This window comes from Comamonas sp. 14P8.1.4 (assembly GCF_057799285.1).
On record NZ_JBYOKN010000005.1, the window covers coordinates 118334 to 135893 of the forward strand.

The following is a 17560-nucleotide window of genomic DNA, read 5'->3' on the forward strand; positions in this document are numbered from 1 at the left end:
TGCGCGGGCAATGCGAAGCGCACCGATTATGCAGCGCCATCTTTCAGGAAGCTGATTTTTTGCGGACGCCGCTGCGCAGACGCAGCCCATTGGCGACGACCAGCAGGCTCACCCCCATATCGGCCAGCACGGCCAGCCACATGCTGGCGGTACCGGTGATGGCCAGGCCAAAAAACGCAGCCTTGATGCCCAGCGCCAACGCAATGTTCTGCCACAGCACGCGGTGGGCGCGCTGCGACAGACGGATGGTGTCGGGGATGCGGCGCAGGTCATCGTGCATGAGCACCACATCGGCTGTCTCCATGGCCATGCCGGTGCTGTGTGCACCGCCCATGGCAAAGCCCATGTCGGCCTGGGCCAGGGCGGGCGCATCGTTGATGCCGTCACCCACCATGCCGACGGGACCCTGCGCTTGCAGCTGGTGCAGGCGCTGGAGCTTGTCTTCGGGCAGCAGCCCGCCTTCGGCCTGGGTGATGCCCGCTTGCGCGGCCATGGCGCGCGCAGCGTCGGGGTGGTCGCCGCTGAGCATGACGGGCGTCACGCCCATGGCTTGCAGCTGCTGCACGGCTTCGCGGGCGTGGGAGCGCAATGTATCGGCCACGGCAAACACGGCCAGCACCTGCTGCGCCGTGGCCAGCAGGCTGACGCTGCGGCCCTGGCTGCTGTGGGCCAGCACGGCCGCTTGCACACTGGCGCTGTCCAGCTGCTGCTCCTGCGCCCAGCGCAGATTGACCAGAAAGTAGCGGGTACCATCAATTTCTGCCTGCACGCCCCGCCCAGGCAAAGCCTGCAGATCCTGGGCCTGGGCAGCGCCATCGGTGCCGGCCAGGGCTTGCACCTCGGCCTGCAGACCCTGGGCAATGGCATGCGAGACCGGGTGGTTAGAGCGCACGGCAATCTGCCAGGCCAGCAGGGCTGCTGTGTGGGGTGCCAGGGCGTTGCCCTGCACCTGCCAATCCACCAGTACGGGCTGGCCTGTGGTGAGGGTGCCGGTCTTGTCCAGCGCCACACTGCGCAGATGGCGTGCCCCTTCCAGTGCGCTGCCGCCTTTGAGCAGCACGCCCTGGCGCGCTGCCGCCGTCAAGGCGCTGACCACGGTGACGGGCGTAGACAGCACCAGCGCGCAGGGGCAGGCAATGACCAGCAGCGCCAGCGCTTGGTAGAGCGCATCCATCCAGGCCCAGCCCAGCAGCAGCGGGGCCAGCACGGCCAGCGCAATGGCCAGCACCATGACGATGGGGGTGTAGATGGCGGCAAAGCGGTCGACAAAGCGTTGCGTGGGCGCTTTGTGCGCTTGCGCCTGTTCCACCGCCTGAACGATGCGGGCGAGCATGGAGTCGGCGGTGGCCGCGCTGACTTGCAGCTGCAGCTCGGACTGCTGGTTGATGCTGCCGGCCCAGACGGTATCGCCCGGGGCTTTGTCGACGGGCACGCTTTCGCCGGTGATGGGGGCCTGGTTCACGCTGCTGTGGCCAGCAGTGATGCGCCCGTCCAGTGGAATGCGTGCGCCTGGGGCCACGCGCACGGTGGCACCGGTGGGCACCTCGGCCGTGGGCATGGTGGCGCTGCTGCCGTCGGCTTGCAGCACCTGGGCGGTGTCGGGCGCCAGGCTGAGCAACTGGCGAATGGCCAGGCGCGCGCGGTCCATGGCCTGGTCTTCAATGCGTTCGGCCGCAGCGTACAGCGCCATGACCATGGCGGCCTCGGGCCACTGGCCAATCAGGAAAGCGCCGGTGACGGCCATGGCCATCAGCGCATGAATGCCCAGCTGCAGCTGCAACAGGTTTTTCAGCCCGGCCTTGTAGACACCCAGGCCGGACAGGGCAATCGCCGCGACGGCCAGCGCCATGCCCACATACTCCAGTGCAGGGTATTGCGGGGTGAACCAGTGGGCGGCCTCCGCCAGCAGGGCCAGCACCAGCGCCGCGCTGATGCGCGGCCAGCCGGGCAGCACGCCGTGGTCATGGCCGTGGTCGTGACCAGCGTCGTGTTCGCCATCGGCATGGTTGTGCGCGCCATGGTCGTGGCTGCTGTGGTCGTCCTGCGCGGAGTGTGCAGGCGCATGGGTGGCGGAGGGCGGTGTGCAGCAAGGGCTGTGCGTGTGTCGGGTGTCCATGTCATGATTGGAAAGCTGAAAGTAACTTCAAGGTCAAGCCCATGACAGCCTTGCGCATCGGCGAGGCAGCCCAACGCACTGGCGTGTTGGCTGCCAATATTCGCTACTACGAAAAAGAAGGCCTGCTCAGCCCTGCGCTGCGCCAGGACAACGACTACCGCCTCTACACCGAGAGCGATTTGCACCGGCTGCGCTTTATCCGCATGTGCCGGGCGATGGACATGTCGCTGGGCGAGGTGCGCACCCTGCTGGCGCTGGACTGGCAAAACCCGGCCGATTGCCATGCGGCTACCAGCACCATCGATGCGCATTTGCAGCATGTGCGCCAGCGCCTCAAAGAGCTGCGCGCGCTGGAGCGGGAGCTGCAATCGCTCAAAGCGCTGTGTGATGGCCACCACGCGCCGTGCAACCTGATTGCGGCGCTGCATGCCCAGGCTGATGCCAGCCTGCCGCCAGCGCCGGGCACGCAGGTCAAGCGCCATGTCTGAAAAAAAGAGAGCGCTTAGCGTAGATTGTGAAAGGATTTCACTGCTAAAAGCATGTGATGACGAGCAAGTACGCACGCAAGCAGCTCCTTTTTTTGGAACAGCTGAACGCTCGGCCTTGCGGTGCCGCCCAGCAATCATGTGCGCTGTGCCCGCACAATGGAGGCCATGGCCTGGATGAAAGACGGAATGCAGACAATGGACTGGGGCGGCGTGCGCGCCATGGTGTTTGATATGGACGGTACCTTGCTCAACACCGAGCAGGTGATTGTGCAAGCGGCCAACGAGACGCTGGTGCACCTGGGCCACGCCAGCCTGCCGGCGGGCTACCACATGCCCAATATGTTTGGCACGGCGGCCGACTTGATGGTCGATGTGCTCAAAGACCGCGGCCTGCCCGTGCCGCCCGGTGGACGCGCCGCGACCGGTGCGCTGTTTGAGCGTTTTTACGCCATGCAGCCTGCGGGCGTCGCCCCTTTGTATGAAGGCGTGACGGACTGGCTGCACGCCGCCCATGCGCGCGGCATTCGGCTGGGGGTGTGTACCAACAAGCCGCATGCGCTGGCCCTCAAAGGGCTGGAGGCGGCAGGTATTCTGGAGCTGTTCAGCGCCGTCACTGGGCGCGACAGCTGCGGTGTGGCCAAGCCCGCGCCCGAGCCGCTGTTTCACACGCTGTCGCACTTGCAGGTGGCGGCTGGCGATGCGGTGTTCTTTGGCGACACGCATGTGGATGCCGCCTGCGCCCAGGCCGCTGGTGTGCGCTTTGCGTGGTTCACTTCTGGTTTTGGTACGCCACGGGTGCGAGAGTTTGCGCAGGCGCTGTCGTTTGCACAGTACAGCGAGCTGGCATTGGCTTCTGCATAAGTCGTACCAAGGCTCTGGGGGAGCCTGCGGTTCTGGCCTTTCCGGCTGGCGTTTAGAACCGGAAGGTGGCCCCCAGTAGAGGCCCACCTTGGCTGAAGTCCAGCTGTTTGCCTTGGTCGCGGTAGTTGACCTGGAGGTGGCGGTAGCCGAGCGAGAAGTGAATGTTTTCTCGCCATTGGTAATTGATAGTGCCCAGCATTTGCCATGTGGACTTTGAGCCCACGCCCCAGCCGCCCGTATCGACATACACCAGCGAAGACCACCGGGGGGCAAAGTCATAGCGCCAACGCAGCGCGATGACGGGGTCAACGAACGAGGTGTTGGACTGCGCGGCGGCGATGCCCGGGATGGCGACCGCAGCATTGATATCCCACCAGCGTGCGCCTGCCAAAAGGTCGATGCTGGATTGCGGGCCTGCTTGCCAGTTGTAGCCCCCTGTCAATGTCACCGAGGTTTGCCGCACCTTGGCACGGGCTGCAAGGCCCAGCGGTAGCGCCGCAGACTTTGAGGTCGAGGTGTGGCTGGCATCGCCATGCAGCACCCAGTGCCCGTGGCGCGCCGTGCCTGCAAGGAAGAAGGCTGCGTCCAGGTTCTCCAAAATTTCGGAAAAGGATGGGTTGACGTGTACCTTGGGGGCACTGCGGAAAGGCCGGATATGGCCATCCAGCCCCGTCATCCAGACATAAGGGGTGAGCTGAAAGCGCCATGCTTCATTGGGTTTCGTTTGCGCAGCGGCGAAGCTGTGCCCAACGAGCGCTGCAGCGCAGAGCGCAGTTTTTCCAAGGGGCGAGAAAAAGGGCAACAGCTGATTTTTCATGGCAACAATGAATAATGGGCTGTCGCTATATTAGCCATGGCGCGTCCTGCACAGCACCTGACATTCCCGTGTCAATGCGGCTGGGCAGCTCGGTTTCCCATTCATTGGAGGATGTCGGATGAACATGACTTTCCCGCGTATTCGCCCCCAGCTGGCGGCAATGTTGCTCACTATCTCGGGGGTGGCAGCCGCCTCCAGTGCCTGGGCGTGTACCCGGTTGGTTTTTCATGACGCCGATGGACAGGTGGTGACGGCACGCTCCATGGATTGGAAGAGTGACATCGTCAGCAATCTGTGGGTGCTGCCGCGCGGTATGGCGCGCACGGGCCAAACCGGGGTGCACACGATTCGCTGGACTTCCAAGTACGGCAGCGTGGTGACCTCGGGTTATGACATTTCGACGACCGATGGCGTCAATGAGGCCGGGCTCAACGCCAATTTGCTGTGGTTGGTGGAGTCGGAATATCCCGCCTTTGATGCCAGCAGCAAGCCGGGCTTGACGATTGCGGCGTGGGCACAGTACGTGCTGGACAACTTTGCCACCGTGCAAGAAGCGGTTGATGCGCTGAAAACGCAGCCCTTCACCATCGTTTCCGACAATGTGCCGGGTGAAAACCGGCTGACCACTTTGCACCTGTCCATGTCTGACGCCAGCGGGGACAGCGCCATCGTGGAATACATAGGCGGCAAGCAGGTGATTCACCACAGCCGTGACTACCAAGTCATGACCAACTCTCCGATCTTTGAGGAACAGCTGGCGCTCAATACCTATTGGCAGCAGATCGGGGGAACGACCATGCTGCCGGGCACCAACCGTGCTGCAGATCGCTTCGCGCGGGCATCCTTTTATGTGAATGCCATTCCCAAAGATCAGAGCCTCAATAAAAATCTGGCCAGCGTCTTCAGTGTGATTCGCAATGTCTCCGTGCCTTATGGCATCAGCACACCAGGGCAGCCGAATATTTCATCCACCCGCTGGCGTACGGTGTTTGACCACCAGCGCAAGCTGTATTTTTTTGAGTCGGCACTGACTCCGAATACTTTCTGGGTGGACCTCAAAGAGATTGATTTCAGCCCGCAAAGTGGCAAGGTGCTCAAGCTTGATCTGGGAGCAGATCAAAACCACACCTACGCGGGCAATGCCACGCAGGCCTTCAAGCCTGCCGCGCCGTTCCAGTTCTTGGGTATTTAACTGCGGCCTTCTTGTAGCAAAGCGTTCAGCTTTCTTCTAAGGGTTGAACGGGCGGCGGTGGTTTGAAAACAGCACAGCCCGCGCAAGGCGGGCTGTGGCTGGGGTGAGGGCAGTCTGGGCTGCTTACCGTGTGACCGGGGCTGCACCGCGAAAGCCCAGGGCCTGCGAAATCTCGTAGGCCGTGTTTTGCAGCTTGGGCAGCCAGCCTTCGTCCAGGCGATCGGCCGGGGCGGAGATGGAGAGCGCCGCAATCAGCTTGGCCTGGTCGTCATAAATGCCGGCGGCCATGCAGCGCACGCCCAGTTCTAGCTCTTCGTTGTCGTAGGCTACACCGGTCTCGCGTGCCTTGGTCAGCTCGCGCTCCAGCAAGGGCAGCTGGGTCAGGCTGTTGTGGGTGTTGCCTGCCAGTCCGGTACGCATGGCGTAGGCGCGCACGCGCTGGGGTTCGTCGGCCGCCAGAAACAGCTTGCCGTTGGAGGTCAGGTGCAGGGGAGCGTGGCCGCCAATGGCGCGTACCACCTGCATGCCCGAGCGCTCGCTGTAGGCGCGTTCCACATAGACAATTTCATCGCCTTGGCGCACGCTCAAATTCACGGGTTGCTGAATCTGCTTGTGCAGCAGGCGCATGGCGGGCAGCGCGGTTTCGCGCACGCTCAGTCGGGCTTTGACCAGGTTGCCCAGCTCCAGCAAACGCATGCCCAGGCGGTAGCTGCCAGACTCGGGGCGATCCACAAAACGGCCTGCCGCCAGGTCGTTCAAGATGCGGTGGGCGGTGGAGGGGTGCAAACCCGTTTTTTCGCTGATTTCTTTGAGCGAAACGGCTTCTTCGCGAGAGGCCAGCACGTCGATCAGGACAAACATGCGCTCCAGCACCTGCACACTGGGTTTAGCGGGTACGTCGTGATCGTTCTTCTTCATGGGGAATCCAGTGCCGTAGATGGCCGGATTCTAGCCGCCACTGATCCGTGCTTTGCACATCTTTGGCGCTGAGGGGCACCTTCAGTGGCTCTGGTTAACTTTTGTCGACACGATGCCACAAGTTGTCGCGCAAAACCTCATGCGGATGGAACTGGGCCTTGTAGTGCATTTTGGGTGAGGGCTCGATCCAGTAGCCCAGGTACACATACGGCAACCCCATGCTGCGGGCAAAGGCGATTTGCCACATCACATTGAACGTGCCGTAGCTGGTGTGCGGTGTGGGCTCGTAGAAGGTGTAGACGGCGGACAGCCCGTCTTCCAGGAAGTCAATGATGGAGACCATGCGCAAGGCGTTGCCGTCTTGCGGGTCGCGGAACTCCACCAGGCGCGACTCCACACGGCTTTGCAGCAGGAACTGGGTGTATTGCTCAACGTTGTCCTGGTCCATGCCGCCGCCGCTGTGGCGCGCGTGCTGGTAGCGCTGGTACAGGTCGTAGTGTTCCTGCGAAAAATGCAGGCGCTGCACGCTGATTTCAAGTGCGCCGTGCTGCTTGGCTGCGCGCCGCTGGCTGCGTGTAGGCTGGTAGGTGCCGGTCAGCACGCGCAAGGGCTGGCAGGCTTTGCACTGGCTGCAATAAGGCCGGTAGGTGAACAGGCCACTGCGGCGAAAGCCCTGCGTGACCAAGGCCGAATACACCTCGGCCTGAATCAAATGACTGGGGGCGGCGACCTGCGAGCGCGCTTCCTGCTGCGGCAGGTAGCTGCAGGGGTAGGGGGCAGTGGCATAAAACTGCAAGCTGTAGTGCGGCAGGTCGTTGAGCTGTGTCATGCAGTGAAGGCCTTCAGCAAAGCGAGTCCCAGTATACGGGCTGGAAATTCCAGTCCATCGCCGGGTGTTGCTGCTGGATGGCGGCCTCGGCCAGGAAGTCCGCGCGTGGTTGTTCACGCGCACCCAGGGATGCCAGGTGGGCGGTCGCCTGCTGACAGTCGATTTGGCTGGCCCCGTGGTGGCGGCACAGCGCCACCAGCGCCGCGAGCGCAACTTTGGAGGCGTCGGTAGCGTGGGCAAACATGGACTCGCCATAGACCGCGCGGCCCAAGGCCACGCAGTACAGCCCGCCCACCAGCTTGCCATCCACCCAGGTCTCAACGCTGTGTGCTAGGCCCTGCGCGTGGAGGGCGCAGTAGGCGTCGATGATGCTCGGCACAATCCAGGTGCCGTTTTGTCCAGCACGTGGGGTGTGGGCGCAGTGCTCCATCACCTGGCGAAACTGGGTGTCGATGCGCACGTCGTAGCCGGGTATGCGCATGAACTTGCGCAGCGTCTTGCGCAACGACGGGTGTAGGCGAAAGTCTGTGGTCTTGAGCACCATACGGGGGTCGGGCGACCACCACAAATTGGGCTGTCCCGGACTGAACCAGGGAAAGATGCCGCGCTGGTAGGCTGCTTGCAAATGTGCAGCATCCAGTGCTGCACCGGCAGCCAGCAGTCCGGGCATGGGCGTGTCCGCACCCCAGGCCAGGCTGACGGGGGGGAAATCATCATCAGATTCCAGCCAGATCAAGGTTGGCTCTTGCATTTTTGCTATTGAAACAGTCGTTTTGGTGGGCTTACAGGGCGTCATCATCGGATTGGCGCGTGTGGCAGGGTGCTCCTACACCTATCGCGGCCCTATGGGGACACACGCCGCGATGGTGTGGCGCTATGGTTGCACCAGTACCTGCGAAGGCATTATGTGATGTGGTTTCGGCAGGTGCGGATGAAGGAGGTCGAATCATGTTGTCTATGAGCCTTTTTGGCAGGGAGCCCCGCTACATCCGCCGTGCGCGTGCTTATTTGCAGGAAGCACGCATGGCGATGCTGGAGCACACGATTGCGGCCGAGCATTACCAGGCGTCTGCGGAAATGTATGCCGAGCGTGCCCGGCGCCTGGAAGAGGAAATCGCCAGCTGGGAAGCGGTGAAGAATGGCGTCGAGGTGATGGAGCCTGTGCACGACAGCGCACCTGCAGGCAAGCGCGCAGAGCATGGGCGTCTGGAATCCAACAAGCATGCGATGCACAAAGGCAAGTCTGCCGTGGGGATTGTGCGAGCGGCATGATGGGTGGCCGCCCACGGCGGTAAGCATGCATACCCACGGGCTTCAAGCGAAGCCCGTTTTTTATGCCAGCGCTTGGCTTGGTGGATGCTTTGAACGCGAGATGTAGCGCCCAAGAAAAAAGCCAAGCATTTGCATGCTTGGCTTTGATCTGGCTCCCCGACCTGGGCTCGAACCAGGGACCTGCGGATTAACAGTCCGTCGCTCTACCGACTGAGCTATCAGGGAATAACCGGTATGACCTTGTTGTTTGAAATTGCAAGGCGGCAATTGATGGCTCCCCGACCTGGGCTCGAACCAGGGACCTGCGGATTAACAGTCCGTCGCTCTACCGACTGAGCTATCAGGGAATAACCGGTAAGTTTTGCATGTGCAAAACCAGTAAATCTTGTTGGCTCCCCGACCTGGGCTCGAACCAGGGACCTGCGGATTAACAGTCCGTCGCTCTACCGACTGAGCTATCAGGGAACAAGACCTAGATTATATACATGGATTTTTGGCGCTTTCAGAAGTTGCCGCAAAAAAGTGAAGCGGGGTGCTTATGCGGGCTCAGGGCGCAGCCACAGCCAGGTCAGAACGCCTGCCATGCAGCTGCACGCCAGAATGCGCACCCACATGGGTGTGGGGGTGAACCACAGGATGGCGGCGCACACGGCCATCATGATGCTGGCGCTGCGTTTGGCGCGGCGGCTGACGCAGCCGCCTGCGGCCCAGTTTTGCAGCATGGGGCCGAACAGCCGGTGTTCCCACAGCCACGTGTGCATGCGGGGGGAGCTGCGCATGGCAGCCCAGCCTGCAATCAAGACAAAGACGGTGGTGGGCAGCCCGGGAATGAAAACGCCTGCAATGCCCAACGCCAGCGCGGCGACGGCCAGGGCGCGCAGCAGCCAGCGGGTATACCAGTGGCGGGCGACGACGGCCGCAGGCGGTGGTGCGGGGTGTGGCGCTGGGGTTTCAGGCTGGGCAGGCGAGGACATGGGGTGATTGTGCCTGTACGGCAGGCTGTCTCAGGGCTGGCGTGGGTGGATGCTTTGAAAAGAAGAGCTTCTTGCGCTCGCAGCTCCTTGGGTTCAGTGCATTTGTATATTGAATGGCTTATATATAGAGCGCTACCAGCTATCTTCTTTAAAGAAAGGCTGTGCGGTGCACAAGGAGCGGTGTGTGCAGCGGGCATGAAAAAGGCCTGCGGATGCAGGCCTGAAGCAGGATTCGCGCGTGGACCCGCCTAATGCTTGGTGCTGGTTGCCTGAGATGGCTTGCGGCTGTCGGGGCTGCTTTTGCTGATCTTGCCCATGAAGAGGACTGTGAAGTAAATCCACATGGCGATAACGATCAAGATCACGATCAGGCTCATCAGCCCGTAGTCGGTAGAGATCAAATCGGTGAGCATCTTCATGGCAAACATCCTCCGCAATCAGTCATGGGTTAGTAATGCCTGCACTATCAGGGGCAGGGGGCTGGTGGCGTTTGCGGCACATCAAAGGCGCGGGCTGTACGATTTGCGCTAAAGCAAGGGTCTGGCCGGGCGGGTGGGCCAGGTTTTTGCATACCATCGATGTACAGCCGATGAGCGGCTGAAACCCTTGTTTTCCATGGATAACGACAGATGATCGACCCCTCCAGCGTGACGCACAGCGTGCAATTGGCCGTTGCACCGGTTTTCTTTTTAACGGCAGTGGCCGGCATGATCAGTGCGGTGGCCGGGCGGCTGGCGCGCATCATCGACCGGGCGCGGGTGATGGAGGACCGCGTGCGGGCCAGCACGGATGATGAATTCATTCGCCGCGGCCTGCTGGAGCTGAATTACCTGCGCACACGCGGGCGCATTGCCAACGGGTCGATCGGGTTGCTGACGCTGTGCGGCTTTCTGATTGGTCTGACGATTGTGTTCTTGTTCGTGGGCCAGGCTTGGGTGGCGCAGCAGGGGCACCAGTGGGCGGTGTTCTCGTTCCTGGCCGGAGTGGTGTCATTCATCGCAGCGCTGGCGTGCTTTATGTGGGAGACGGTGCTGGCCACCGATCTGCTCAATTTCAATGTGCTGGAGACGGGGCGGCAAATGCGGCATTGAGGGCGCCTCGACAGTCACCATCCAAAAAAGGAGCCTCAGGCTCCTTTTTTTTGTGATGTGGCTCTTTACCCCTTGGGGTCGATGGGGTCCAGCCACGCCTGGGCAGCGTTGATCACGCATTGCGTCAGGCGCTCCAGCCCTGTTTGGGCGTTGCGTGCATGGGCCCAGTACAGGGGCACGGAGATGCCGCTGTCAGGCACCAGCTCCACCAGCGTGCCGTCAGCCAGGTGTTTCTTGATGAGTACGGTGGGGTGCATGCCCCAGGCCATGCCTTCCAGACTGGCGCGCACAAAGGCGTGCGCAGACGGCACCCAGTGGCGTGGGGGCAGATGGCGCGCATTCACGCCTTGCTGCAGCAGCCACTTGTCTTGCATGGCGTCTTTGCGGTCGTACGTCAGCATGGGCGCTTGCGACAGCGTTTGGGGCGTAATGCCCGCTTCCCCAAAGTGGCGCGCCATGAATGCGGGGCTGGCGGCGGCCACGTAATGCATATTGGCCAGCGGCCAGATGTTGCAGCCCGTGATGTGGCTCGACGATGCCGTGACGGCGGCCATCACATCGCCTTCCTTGATGCGCTTGGCGGTGTGGTCCTGGTCGTCGATGCTGATGTCCAGCAGCTCATTGCCGCCCTGGGTGAAGGCGGCCATGGCATCGACGAACCAGCTGTTGAGCGAGTCGGCATTCACCGCCAGCTTCAGCGTGGGGCGTGCCACCTGGCCCTCAGGCACCAGCTCGGGGTTGTTGCGGCGCAGCTCGTTTTCCAGCAAGGCGACCTGTTCAACGTGCAGGCACAGGCGGCGTCCGGCTTCGGTGCCTGTGCTGGGGTTGCCACGCATCACCAGTACCTGGCCCACACGCTCTTCCAGCAGTTTGATGCGTTGGGAAATGGCCGAGGGCGTGACGTGCAGCTTGCGTGCAGCCCGGTCAAAGCTGCCTTCGCGCAGCACGGCGGCCAGTGCTTCCAGTCCAGCGTAGTCGAGCATGTAGTAAAACTTAATTCAATTGAGATTGTTTAATTTTACTTATGTTGCAGTCCTTTCGACAATTGCGGGTATGTGGACTGCAAATATGACTGCTTCTTGGCTGGCCGGTTTTACCGTGTGCCTGTCACTCATCATCTCGATCGGCGCGCAAAACCTGTACGTGCTGCGCCAGGCCGTGCAAGGTCAGCACGTGCGTGCCTGTGTGGCCTGGTGTGTGGCTTCTGATGCCATTTTGATTGGCCTGGGGGTTGCCGGCATGGCGCAACTGCTCAGCAGCCAGCCGGATGTGGCGCTGTGGCTGGGCTGGGGCGGCGTGCTGTTTTTGCTGGGCTACGGCGGTTTTGCGCTGTGGCGCATGTGCATGGCCCCGGATGCGTCAGTGGTGGCCGATGGCTCGCAGGTTGCGCCACGTGGGCTGCTGGGGGTGCTCAGCGCGCTGGCGGTGATTACCTTGCTCAACCCGCATGTGTATCTGGACACCGTGGTGCTGGTCGGCTCGATTGGCGCGCGCCAGGAGGGCCATCTGAAGTGGCTGTTTGTGCTGGGTGCTGCCTGTGCCAGCCTGGTGTGGTTTGCCATGCTCAGTTTTGCTGCACAGCGCATGCGCCGCGTCTTTGCTCGGCCCATGGCCTGGCGCATTCTGGATGGTTTGACCGGAGCCATGATGCTGGTGCTGGCGTACTGGGTGTGGCAAGGGCTGCCGGGGGCGGCCTGATACAGCGCGACTGCGCAGGCGTAGCCAGCGCTGCACCATCAAAAAAGCCCGTGGCATTTGCCGCGGGCTTTTTGCATGCCAGAGGGAAGAGGGCTCAATCCAGGCGGGCCAGCACTTCCAGCAGCTTCCATTGGTTGGCCAGAATTTGGTAGTGGGCGGTTTCGCCGGTTTTCTGGCTGACGGCCTCGATATAGACCACGTTGCCTTGCGAGCGCGCAGGCTTCATGACGGGCTTGATCTTGTCGTAGTTGTAGCGCTCGGCCAGGTCACCCCGGAAATTCAAGGCGCGATCGCTGCCAGTGGCCAGGTGCCCGGAGAAAAGTTCCAAAGTGCGTGCCAACGTGACTTCACTCAGACCCACTGTGATAGCTTTATCCAAGGAGAGAGGCGCTTGATCGCTCATAAACGTGATCCGGGTGGTAGAAGAGGTGGGCAATGTTGCCGATGTGTGCAGCACCGCATCATGCCGCAGTGCGGTGCTGCTGTATACATATGGAAGCAATTTGCTGGGTCTAGATCTTGCCAAGACGCTAAAACAATGCTTTGAGCCATAAAAAAACGCTACCGAGGTAGCGTTTTTTTATGCAGATGCGGTGCGCATGGGCCATGGCAGCGAAGGCTGCCCGACCCCTGCTGGCATCAGAACGCGGGAACGACCGCGCCCTTGTACTTTTCTTCGATGAACTTCTTGGTGTCGGCCGAGTGCAGGGCCTTCATCAGTTTGGCAATGTCAGCACCATCAGCACGGTCCTTGCGGGCTGCCACGATGTTGGTATAGGGCGAATCCGCGTTTTCGATGAATAGCGCATCCTTGGTGGGGTTGAGCTTGGCTTCGATGGCGTAGTTGGTGTTGATCAGGGCCAGATCCACATCCGCCAGGGCGCGGGGCAGCAAAGGTGCTTCCAGTTCCTTGAACTTCAGCTTCTTGGGGTTCTTGACCACATCCAGGGCGGTGGCGGTCAGGTTGCTGGGGTCCTTGAGTTCGATCAGGCCTTGCTTGGCCAGCAGCAGCAGCGCGCGGCCGCCGTTGGATGGGTCGTTCGGGATAGCCACGGTGGCGCCGTTCTTCAGGTCAGCCAGCTTTTTGATCTTGCTGGAGTAGGCGCCGAAGGGCTCCACGTGGACCTTGCCGTTGGGCACTTGCACCAGGCTGGTCTTGCGGTCTTTGTTGTAGCTGTCCAGGTACGGCTGGTGCTGGAAGAAGTTGGCGTCCAGCTGCTTGTCTTCGACGGCGGCGTTGGGCTGCACGTAGTCGCTGAATTCCTTGACCTGCAGTTCAATGCCGTCGGCTTTGAGCTGGGGCTTGATGAAGTTCAGAATTTCAGCATGGGGCACCGCAGTGGCTGCGACCTTGAGTACGTCAGCAGCATGGGCGGAGAGTGCCAGGGTGGCAATGGCCACGGCGGTCAGAGTCTTCTTCAACATGGTGGATTCAGTTCCTGTGACAGAAAAAATGCGTTCTTGCATCAAGCCCTGCGCCAGGGTTTACAGCGCCAGGGTGTGGTTCAAGTGTAGCCTTGCTGTGTGTATTTGTGTGTAGAAAAAAGAAGTTTGGTTATAAAGAAAGTGGTTTTTATGCAAAATATCGCTGTTTGGATCTGCCGTGCAAGCTGAAGACCTGGAAAAACTGGTGACGACCCGCATGCCGTTTGGCAAGCACCAGGGCGAGCTGATCTGTGATTTGCCTGGCAATTACCTGGCGTGGTTTGCCCGTGAAGGCTTTCCCAAGGGGCAGATGGGTGCACTGCTGCAGCTGATGCACGAGCTGGACCACAACGGTTTGAGCAGCTTGCTGGATCCCTTGAAACAGCGGCGCTGAAAACAACAACGCCCCGCGGCGCAGGCCAGCGGGGCGTTGTTGTGGGGGTGCTGCGCGGATTACAGGGCAGCAGCGCGGGCTGCGTCAGCCTTGGCCTTGGCGGCGTCCAGCTTCTTTTGCAGTTCTGCGGCTTCGGCTTCAGCCGCCTTGGCTTCCGCTTCTGCCTTGGCCTTGGCTTCGGCCTCAGCCTCAGCCTTGGCCTTGTCGTCGCCGCTGAAAGCGCCGGCAATGGCGTTACCCGCCAAAGTGCCGACCACAGCGCCGGTGGCGGTGGCTGCAATGGTGCCCATCATGCCGGAGCCTGCGGGGCGTGCGGCGACGGCCGCAGGGGCTGCGGCGGGTGCAGCAGCAGCAGCGGGTGCGGCTGCTGGAGTAGCGGGCTTGGCTGCTGCGGTCGGTGCAGCAGGTGTGGCGGGCTTGGCCGGTGCCTGGTTGATGGCAGCGGGGCGCACCGACTTGCCACCACCCATGCGCTTGGCGTGTGCCAGCGAAGGCGCGGCCATGGCGGCAATGGTTACGGCGATCACAGAAGCGGTGGTGCGAAAAGAAGTTTTCACTGAGGTTCCTGAAAAAGGAGATCAATCAACAGAAGTCATGCAATGACTGCAGCCCGCAGAGTGTGGGCTGTTAGGGATTACATGGGGGGGAGAGTGCGCATTGCAAGCCTTGGATCCCGTAAGCAGGGGTAAAGCTTGCCGCGCAGGCCGCACACGTTGGTATGTTGGCGTTATAGGTGTGAGGCAGCCATTCTACGGATGCTGCGCGCCATTGGCAGAAAAAATAGCGGCAAGCGATTGAAAATAAAAGGTTTCCCATGAAAACCACGGGAAAGTCCTTGTATCTCCAGCGCTTGCCGCTATTTTTTTAGGGGTGGTGCTGCAGGCTTACTGCACAACTTCCAGCAAACGGTCCAGGCCGCCTTCGTTGATGCACACCTTGGCTTCGGCGCGCACACGGGGCTTGGCGTGGTAGGCCACGGACAGGCCGGCCGCCTGCATCATGGGAATGTCGTTGCTGCCATCGCCCACGGCAATGCACTGGGCGGCATCAATGCCCAGCAGCGACGCCACTTCCAGCAGCGTGCGGCGCTTTTCCGCGCCGTCGCAGATATCGCCCCAGGGCTGCTCGACCAGGCCGCCGGTCAGCACGCCGTGGTGCATCTCCAGCACATTGGCGCGCACAAAGTCGATGCCCAGCAGGCCGCGCACATGTTCGGCAAAGAAGGTAAAGCCGCCAGACACCAACAGCACCTTCAGGCCTGCAGCCTGCGCGGTCTTGACCAGCTTTTCAGCGCCGGGCGACAGCTGCAGGCGCTCTTGCAAGACGCGGGCCATGTCGGCCTCGGTCACGCCCACCAGCTTGCCCACGCGCTGGCGCAGGCTGTCCTTGAAGTCGGTGATCTCGCCGCGCATGGTGGCTTCAGTGATGGCCGCCACTTCGGCCTTCTTGCCCGTCAGGTCAGCAATCTCGTCGATGCACTCGATGGTGATCAGGGTGGAGTCCATGTCAAAAGCGATCAGGCGGTAATCGCTGAGCTTTTGCGGGGCGGTGATGTTCTGAATGGTCAGGCCGGGGGCGAATTCGGTAGCGGGCATGGACTCGGGCAAGCGGTTAGGTGGCACATCGGCCCACAGCCGCTGGGGGGCTGGGGGCCGATGCGGATTATCGCGCTTTCGATGGGGTGGGCGCGCTTATTGCGGTTGCAGCCCTGCGGCTTTGACCAATTCGGCATGCAGCTGGATGTCATGCGCAATCGTCGCCTTGAGCTCGTCCGGGCTGGATGGGGCGGGCTCCATGCCGTTGCTGGCCAGCTTGTCCTTGACCTCGCCTTGCAGCAGGGTGCGCACGGCCTGGTTGAGCTTGGCCACAATGTCAGGTGGCGTCTTGGCAGGCGCCAGCAGCCCCACCCAGGCGGACAGGTTCAGGTCTTTGTAGCCGCTCTCGACCATGGTGGGCACACCGGGCAGCAGGGCTGAGCGCTGGGGGCTCATCAGCCCCAGGGCATGCAGCTTGCCCGACTGGATGTGCGGCAGGGCCTCGGGCAGTACGGCAAACAGCATGTCCACATTGCCGGCCAAGGTGTCGTTGATGGCCGGGGCACCGCCCTTGTAGGGCACGTGCAGCATGTCGGCATGGGTGCGGGTGCTGAACATCAGCGCGCCCAGGTGCTGGGGGCTGCCGTCCCCCGAAGATGCGTAGGTCAGCTTGCCCGGATCGGCCTTGGCTTTGCTCACCACGGTGGCCACATCGGGGAACTTGGCCTTGTCCTTGACCACCAGCACCATGGGTTGGTTCACCAGCTGGGAGATGGGTTGAAAGTCAGCCTGGGGGTCGTAGGGCAGGCTTTTGAAAATGCTCTTGTTGGTGGTGAGGAACGATGCCGGCGAGATGGTCAGCATGTAGCCATCGGGGGCTGCGCGCGCCACCTGCGGCATGCCAATCTGCCCGGAGCCACCGGCCTTGTTTTCCACCACAAACGACTGGCCCAGTTGCTCCCCCAGCTTTTGCCCGACAACGCGGGCAATCATGTCTGCGCTGCCACCTGCAGGCAGGGCCACCATCACCTTGACGGGCTTGTTGGGGTAGGCCGACTGGGCCTGGACACTGCTGCACAGGCCCAGTGCAAACACTGCACCAGCCAGGGGGGACAAAAGGGAGCGAGCAAACATGGTGCATTCCTTGGTGTGACTGCGCCAGCCAATGGGCTGAGGTGCCGCAGTACAAAAGGTGTATGCAATATCAATGCCTGCTGTCTCTGGGTGTTGGTGGCAGGTGCGTGCCAGCGGCAGGCACTGGGCCGAACATCGGTGGTGTAGGCTTCTTCAGAATGGATAGCTGCTAGCGCTTATCAGATAAGGGGTTAAGGCTGTTTTTGGTGTAAATACAGATCGTCCGACCAGGTGGCCAGCCACTGTGGCCGGTAGGCGACAAATACGGCGCACAGCATGCCGGTGACCACTGCATCGCCCCAGGCCATGAGCCAGCGCGCGATGGTGGACAGATCGTCATCCACCCCCGGCAGCCCATAGCCCAGCGCTGCCGACAACCAGCCTGCGGCAAACAGACTGAGCACCGAGCCGACAAAGCCCCGCCCGAAGATATAGACGAACACCCGAGTGCCCAGCATGCGGCGCAGCAGCGCGCCCCAGAGCATGGCGAAGGTGGCAGGCACCAGCCCGTGCCACACCGTCAGGCGCAGGGCTTCGGTCGCATCCAGACCCGGGGAGAGCACGCAGGCAATGATCCCCACGGCGCACAGCACGGGCACCGCCAGCGGCCAGCCCAGACACAGCATGACCAGGCAGGCGCCTGACCACTGCAGCTGCAGCGGCATCCGGTGCAGCGTGGCCAGCAGGGGTGTCCACAGCGGGGCGCTGTCACCGTGCGTTTGCGTCACCAGCGCCTGGCGATTGGCCAGCAGCCGCCAGGGGCGCAGGGCAGCGGCTATGGACAGGGCAAGGCAAAGCAGGGCGATTTCCAGCATG

The 17560-nt window shown here is 61.8% G+C and carries 21 protein-coding genes and 3 tRNA genes; 7 read left to right on the plus strand and 17 right to left on the minus strand.

All coding sequences use genetic code 11. The features are described 5' to 3' along the window. Positions 1-43: 43 nt before the first annotated feature. Complete coding sequence (locus AC27VO_RS10880) at positions 44-2116, minus strand: heavy metal translocating P-type ATPase (RefSeq protein ID WP_488666738.1); 2073 nt, start codon at positions 2114-2116, stop codon at positions 44-46. A 41-nt stretch (positions 2117-2157) separates the two neighbouring features. Between AC27VO_RS10880 and AC27VO_RS10885 the strand changes: the two genes are divergently transcribed. Together AC27VO_RS10885 and AC27VO_RS10890 are read left to right on the plus strand one after the other, a co-directional pair. Next, positions 2158-2604 carry a MerR family transcriptional regulator gene (locus AC27VO_RS10885; RefSeq protein WP_488666739.1) on the plus strand — a complete coding sequence of 149 codons (447 nt, stop codon included), beginning with the start codon at positions 2158-2160 and terminating at the stop codon, positions 2602-2604. A 165-nt stretch (positions 2605-2769) separates the two neighbouring features. After that, entirely contained in the window at positions 2770-3465 is a 696-nt protein-coding gene (locus AC27VO_RS10890) for an HAD family hydrolase (protein ID WP_488666740.1), read from the plus strand. Positions 3466-3517: 52 nt separating this feature from the next. Here the strand turns inward: AC27VO_RS10890 and AC27VO_RS10895 are convergent, their stop codons facing one another. Beyond that, positions 3518-4282 carry a porin family protein gene (locus AC27VO_RS10895; RefSeq protein ID WP_488666741.1) on the minus strand — a complete coding sequence of 255 codons (765 nt, stop codon included), beginning with the start codon at positions 4280-4282 and terminating at the stop codon, positions 3518-3520. A 118-nt stretch (positions 4283-4400) separates the two neighbouring features. On the opposite strand from AC27VO_RS10895, the gene AC27VO_RS10900 reads away from it, so the two are divergent. After that, a complete protein-coding gene (locus AC27VO_RS10900; protein WP_488666742.1) occupies positions 4401-5474 on the plus strand; it encodes a linear amide C-N hydrolase in 1074 nt (357 codons plus the stop codon). A gap of 123 nt (positions 5475-5597) precedes the next feature. Here the strand turns inward: AC27VO_RS10900 and AC27VO_RS10905 are convergent, their stop codons facing one another. The 3 genes from AC27VO_RS10905 to aat all read right to left on the minus strand — a co-directional run bounded on the left by AC27VO_RS10905 (position 5598) and on the right by aat (position 7972). Continuing rightward, positions 5598-6392, minus strand: a complete 795-nt coding sequence (locus AC27VO_RS10905) for an IclR family transcriptional regulator (protein ID WP_488666743.1) — start codon at positions 6390-6392, stop codon at positions 5598-5600. 94 nt (positions 6393-6486) lie between these two features. Beyond that, positions 6487-7221 (minus strand): arginyltransferase, encoded by a 735-nt coding sequence (locus AC27VO_RS10910; RefSeq protein ID WP_488666744.1) that lies wholly within the window; start codon positions 7219-7221, stop codon positions 6487-6489. 13 nt (positions 7222-7234) lie between these two features. After that, entirely contained in the window at positions 7235-7972 is a 738-nt protein-coding gene (gene aat / locus AC27VO_RS10915; RefSeq protein WP_488666745.1) for a leucyl/phenylalanyl-tRNA--protein transferase, read from the minus strand. Positions 7973-8169: 197 nt separating this feature from the next. Between aat and AC27VO_RS10920 the strand changes: the two genes are divergently transcribed. Beyond that, complete coding sequence (locus AC27VO_RS10920) at positions 8170-8493, plus strand: hypothetical protein (protein ID WP_488666746.1); 324 nt, start codon at positions 8170-8172, stop codon at positions 8491-8493. Positions 8494-8642: 149 nt separating this feature from the next. On the opposite strand, the gene AC27VO_RS10925 is transcribed toward AC27VO_RS10920, so the two are convergent. The 5 genes from AC27VO_RS10925 to AC27VO_RS10945 form a co-directional block, all read right to left on the minus strand. Then, positions 8643-8718 (minus strand) — tRNA-Asn (locus AC27VO_RS10925). Between the two features lie 46 nt (positions 8719-8764). Beyond that, positions 8765-8840, minus strand: a tRNA-Asn gene (locus AC27VO_RS10930). A gap of 42 nt (positions 8841-8882) precedes the next feature. After that, a tRNA-Asn gene (locus AC27VO_RS10935) sits at positions 8883-8958 on the minus strand. Positions 8959-9029: 71 nt separating this feature from the next. Continuing rightward, positions 9030-9467, minus strand: a complete 438-nt coding sequence (locus AC27VO_RS10940) for a YbaN family protein (RefSeq protein ID WP_488666747.1) — start codon at positions 9465-9467, stop codon at positions 9030-9032. A gap of 248 nt (positions 9468-9715) precedes the next feature. After that, the gene (locus AC27VO_RS10945) at positions 9716-9886 is read right to left on the minus strand and encodes a DUF3149 domain-containing protein (RefSeq protein ID WP_488666748.1); all 171 of its coding nucleotides are present in this window, start codon (positions 9884-9886) and stop codon (positions 9716-9718) included. Between the two features lie 210 nt (positions 9887-10096). Between AC27VO_RS10945 and AC27VO_RS10950 the strand changes: the two genes are divergently transcribed. Continuing rightward, complete coding sequence (locus tag AC27VO_RS10950; protein WP_488666749.1) at positions 10097-10558, plus strand: DUF2721 domain-containing protein; 462 nt, start codon at positions 10097-10099, stop codon at positions 10556-10558. 65 nt (positions 10559-10623) lie between these two features. On the opposite strand, the gene AC27VO_RS10955 is transcribed toward AC27VO_RS10950, so the two are convergent. After that, positions 10624-11541 carry an HTH-type transcriptional regulator ArgP gene (locus tag AC27VO_RS10955; RefSeq protein ID WP_488666750.1) on the minus strand — a complete coding sequence of 306 codons (918 nt, stop codon included), beginning with the start codon at positions 11539-11541 and terminating at the stop codon, positions 10624-10626. Between the two features lie 70 nt (positions 11542-11611). Here AC27VO_RS10955 and AC27VO_RS10960 point away from each other — a divergent pair, with 70 nt between their 5' ends. Then, positions 11612-12256, plus strand: coding sequence for a LysE/ArgO family amino acid transporter (locus tag AC27VO_RS10960; protein WP_488666751.1), 645 nt, complete (start codon positions 11612-11614; stop codon positions 12254-12256). A gap of 94 nt (positions 12257-12350) precedes the next feature. Here AC27VO_RS10960 and AC27VO_RS10965 read toward each other — a convergent pair whose 3' ends face one another. Then, entirely contained in the window at positions 12351-12659 is a 309-nt protein-coding gene (locus tag AC27VO_RS10965; RefSeq protein ID WP_488666752.1) for a hypothetical protein, read from the minus strand. Between the two features lie 236 nt (positions 12660-12895). Beyond that, positions 12896-13681, minus strand: a complete 786-nt coding sequence (locus AC27VO_RS10970; RefSeq protein WP_488666753.1) for a MetQ/NlpA family ABC transporter substrate-binding protein — start codon at positions 13679-13681, stop codon at positions 12896-12898. A 178-nt stretch (positions 13682-13859) separates the two neighbouring features. Here AC27VO_RS10970 and AC27VO_RS10975 point away from each other — a divergent pair, with 178 nt between their 5' ends. Then, a complete protein-coding gene (locus AC27VO_RS10975) occupies positions 13860-14075 on the plus strand; it encodes a DUF3820 family protein (RefSeq protein WP_488666754.1) in 216 nt (71 codons plus the stop codon). 59 nt (positions 14076-14134) lie between these two features. Here AC27VO_RS10975 and AC27VO_RS10980 read toward each other — a convergent pair whose 3' ends face one another. The 4 genes from AC27VO_RS10980 to AC27VO_RS10995 all read right to left on the minus strand — a co-directional run bounded on the left by AC27VO_RS10980 (position 14135) and on the right by AC27VO_RS10995 (position 17559). Beyond that, complete coding sequence (locus AC27VO_RS10980) at positions 14135-14578, minus strand: ABC transporter substrate-binding protein (RefSeq protein WP_488666784.1); 444 nt, start codon at positions 14576-14578, stop codon at positions 14135-14137. 381 nt (positions 14579-14959) lie between these two features. Next, the gene (serB, locus tag AC27VO_RS10985; protein ID WP_488666755.1) at positions 14960-15670 is read right to left on the minus strand and encodes a phosphoserine phosphatase SerB; all 711 of its coding nucleotides are present in this window, start codon (positions 15668-15670) and stop codon (positions 14960-14962) included. Between the two features lie 96 nt (positions 15671-15766). Next, positions 15767-16744 carry a Bug family tripartite tricarboxylate transporter substrate binding protein gene (locus AC27VO_RS10990; protein WP_488666756.1) on the minus strand — a complete coding sequence of 326 codons (978 nt, stop codon included), beginning with the start codon at positions 16742-16744 and terminating at the stop codon, positions 15767-15769. 191 nt (positions 16745-16935) lie between these two features. Next, positions 16936-17559: a hypothetical protein gene (locus AC27VO_RS10995; protein ID WP_488666757.1), complete on the minus strand. Its 624-nt coding sequence runs from the start codon at positions 17557-17559 to the stop codon at positions 16936-16938. Position 17560 lies beyond the last annotated feature (1 nt).

Bases quoted from the DNA above. Each gene is read 5' to 3' on its own strand.
- AC27VO_RS10905 (WP_488666743.1), bottom strand. From the start codon at position 6,392: ATGAAGAAGAACGATCACGACGTACCCGCTAAACCCAGTGTGCAGGTG.
- AC27VO_RS10980 (WP_488666784.1), bottom strand. From the start codon at position 14,578: ATGGCCGCGCCTTCGCTGGCACACGCCAAGCGCATGGGTGGTGGCAAG.
- AC27VO_RS10955 (WP_488666750.1), bottom strand. From the start codon at position 11,541: ATGCTCGACTACGCTGGACTGGAAGCACTGGCCGCCGTGCTGCGCGAA.
- AC27VO_RS10950 (WP_488666749.1), top strand. From the start codon at position 10,097: ATGATCGACCCCTCCAGCGTGACGCACAGCGTGCAATTGGCCGTTGCA.
- AC27VO_RS10895 (WP_488666741.1), bottom strand. From the start codon at position 4,282: ATGAAAAATCAGCTGTTGCCCTTTTTCTCGCCCCTTGGAAAAACTGCG.
- AC27VO_RS10965 (WP_488666752.1), bottom strand. From the start codon at position 12,659: ATGAGCGATCAAGCGCCTCTCTCCTTGGATAAAGCTATCACAGTGGGT.
- AC27VO_RS10920 (WP_488666746.1), top strand. From the start codon at position 8,170: ATGTTGTCTATGAGCCTTTTTGGCAGGGAGCCCCGCTACATCCGCCGT.
- AC27VO_RS10945 (WP_488666748.1), bottom strand. From the start codon at position 9,886: ATGAAGATGCTCACCGATTTGATCTCTACCGACTACGGGCTGATGAGC.
- AC27VO_RS10910 (WP_488666744.1), bottom strand. From the start codon at position 7,221: ATGACACAGCTCAACGACCTGCCGCACTACAGCTTGCAGTTTTATGCC.
- aat (WP_488666745.1), bottom strand. From the start codon at position 7,972: ATGCAAGAGCCAACCTTGATCTGGCTGGAATCTGATGATGATTTCCCC.
- AC27VO_RS10885 (WP_488666739.1), top strand. From the start codon at position 2,158: ATGACAGCCTTGCGCATCGGCGAGGCAGCCCAACGCACTGGCGTGTTG.
- AC27VO_RS10990 (WP_488666756.1), bottom strand. From the start codon at position 16,744: ATGTTTGCTCGCTCCCTTTTGTCCCCCCTGGCTGGTGCAGTGTTTGCA.
- AC27VO_RS10970 (WP_488666753.1), bottom strand. From the start codon at position 13,681: ATGTTGAAGAAGACTCTGACCGCCGTGGCCATTGCCACCCTGGCACTC.
- AC27VO_RS10960 (WP_488666751.1), top strand. From the start codon at position 11,612: ATGTGGACTGCAAATATGACTGCTTCTTGGCTGGCCGGTTTTACCGTG.
- AC27VO_RS10940 (WP_488666747.1), bottom strand. From the start codon at position 9,467: ATGTCCTCGCCTGCCCAGCCTGAAACCCCAGCGCCACACCCCGCACCA.
- AC27VO_RS10890 (WP_488666740.1), top strand. From the start codon at position 2,770: ATGGCCTGGATGAAAGACGGAATGCAGACAATGGACTGGGGCGGCGTG.
- AC27VO_RS10880 (WP_488666738.1), bottom strand. From the start codon at position 2,116: ATGGACACCCGACACACGCACAGCCCTTGCTGCACACCGCCCTCCGCC.
- AC27VO_RS10995 (WP_488666757.1), bottom strand. From the start codon at position 17,559: ATGCTGGAAATCGCCCTGCTTTGCCTTGCCCTGTCCATAGCCGCTGCC.
- serB (WP_488666755.1), bottom strand. From the start codon at position 15,670: ATGCCCGCTACCGAATTCGCCCCCGGCCTGACCATTCAGAACATCACC.
- AC27VO_RS10900 (WP_488666742.1), top strand. From the start codon at position 4,401: ATGAACATGACTTTCCCGCGTATTCGCCCCCAGCTGGCGGCAATGTTG.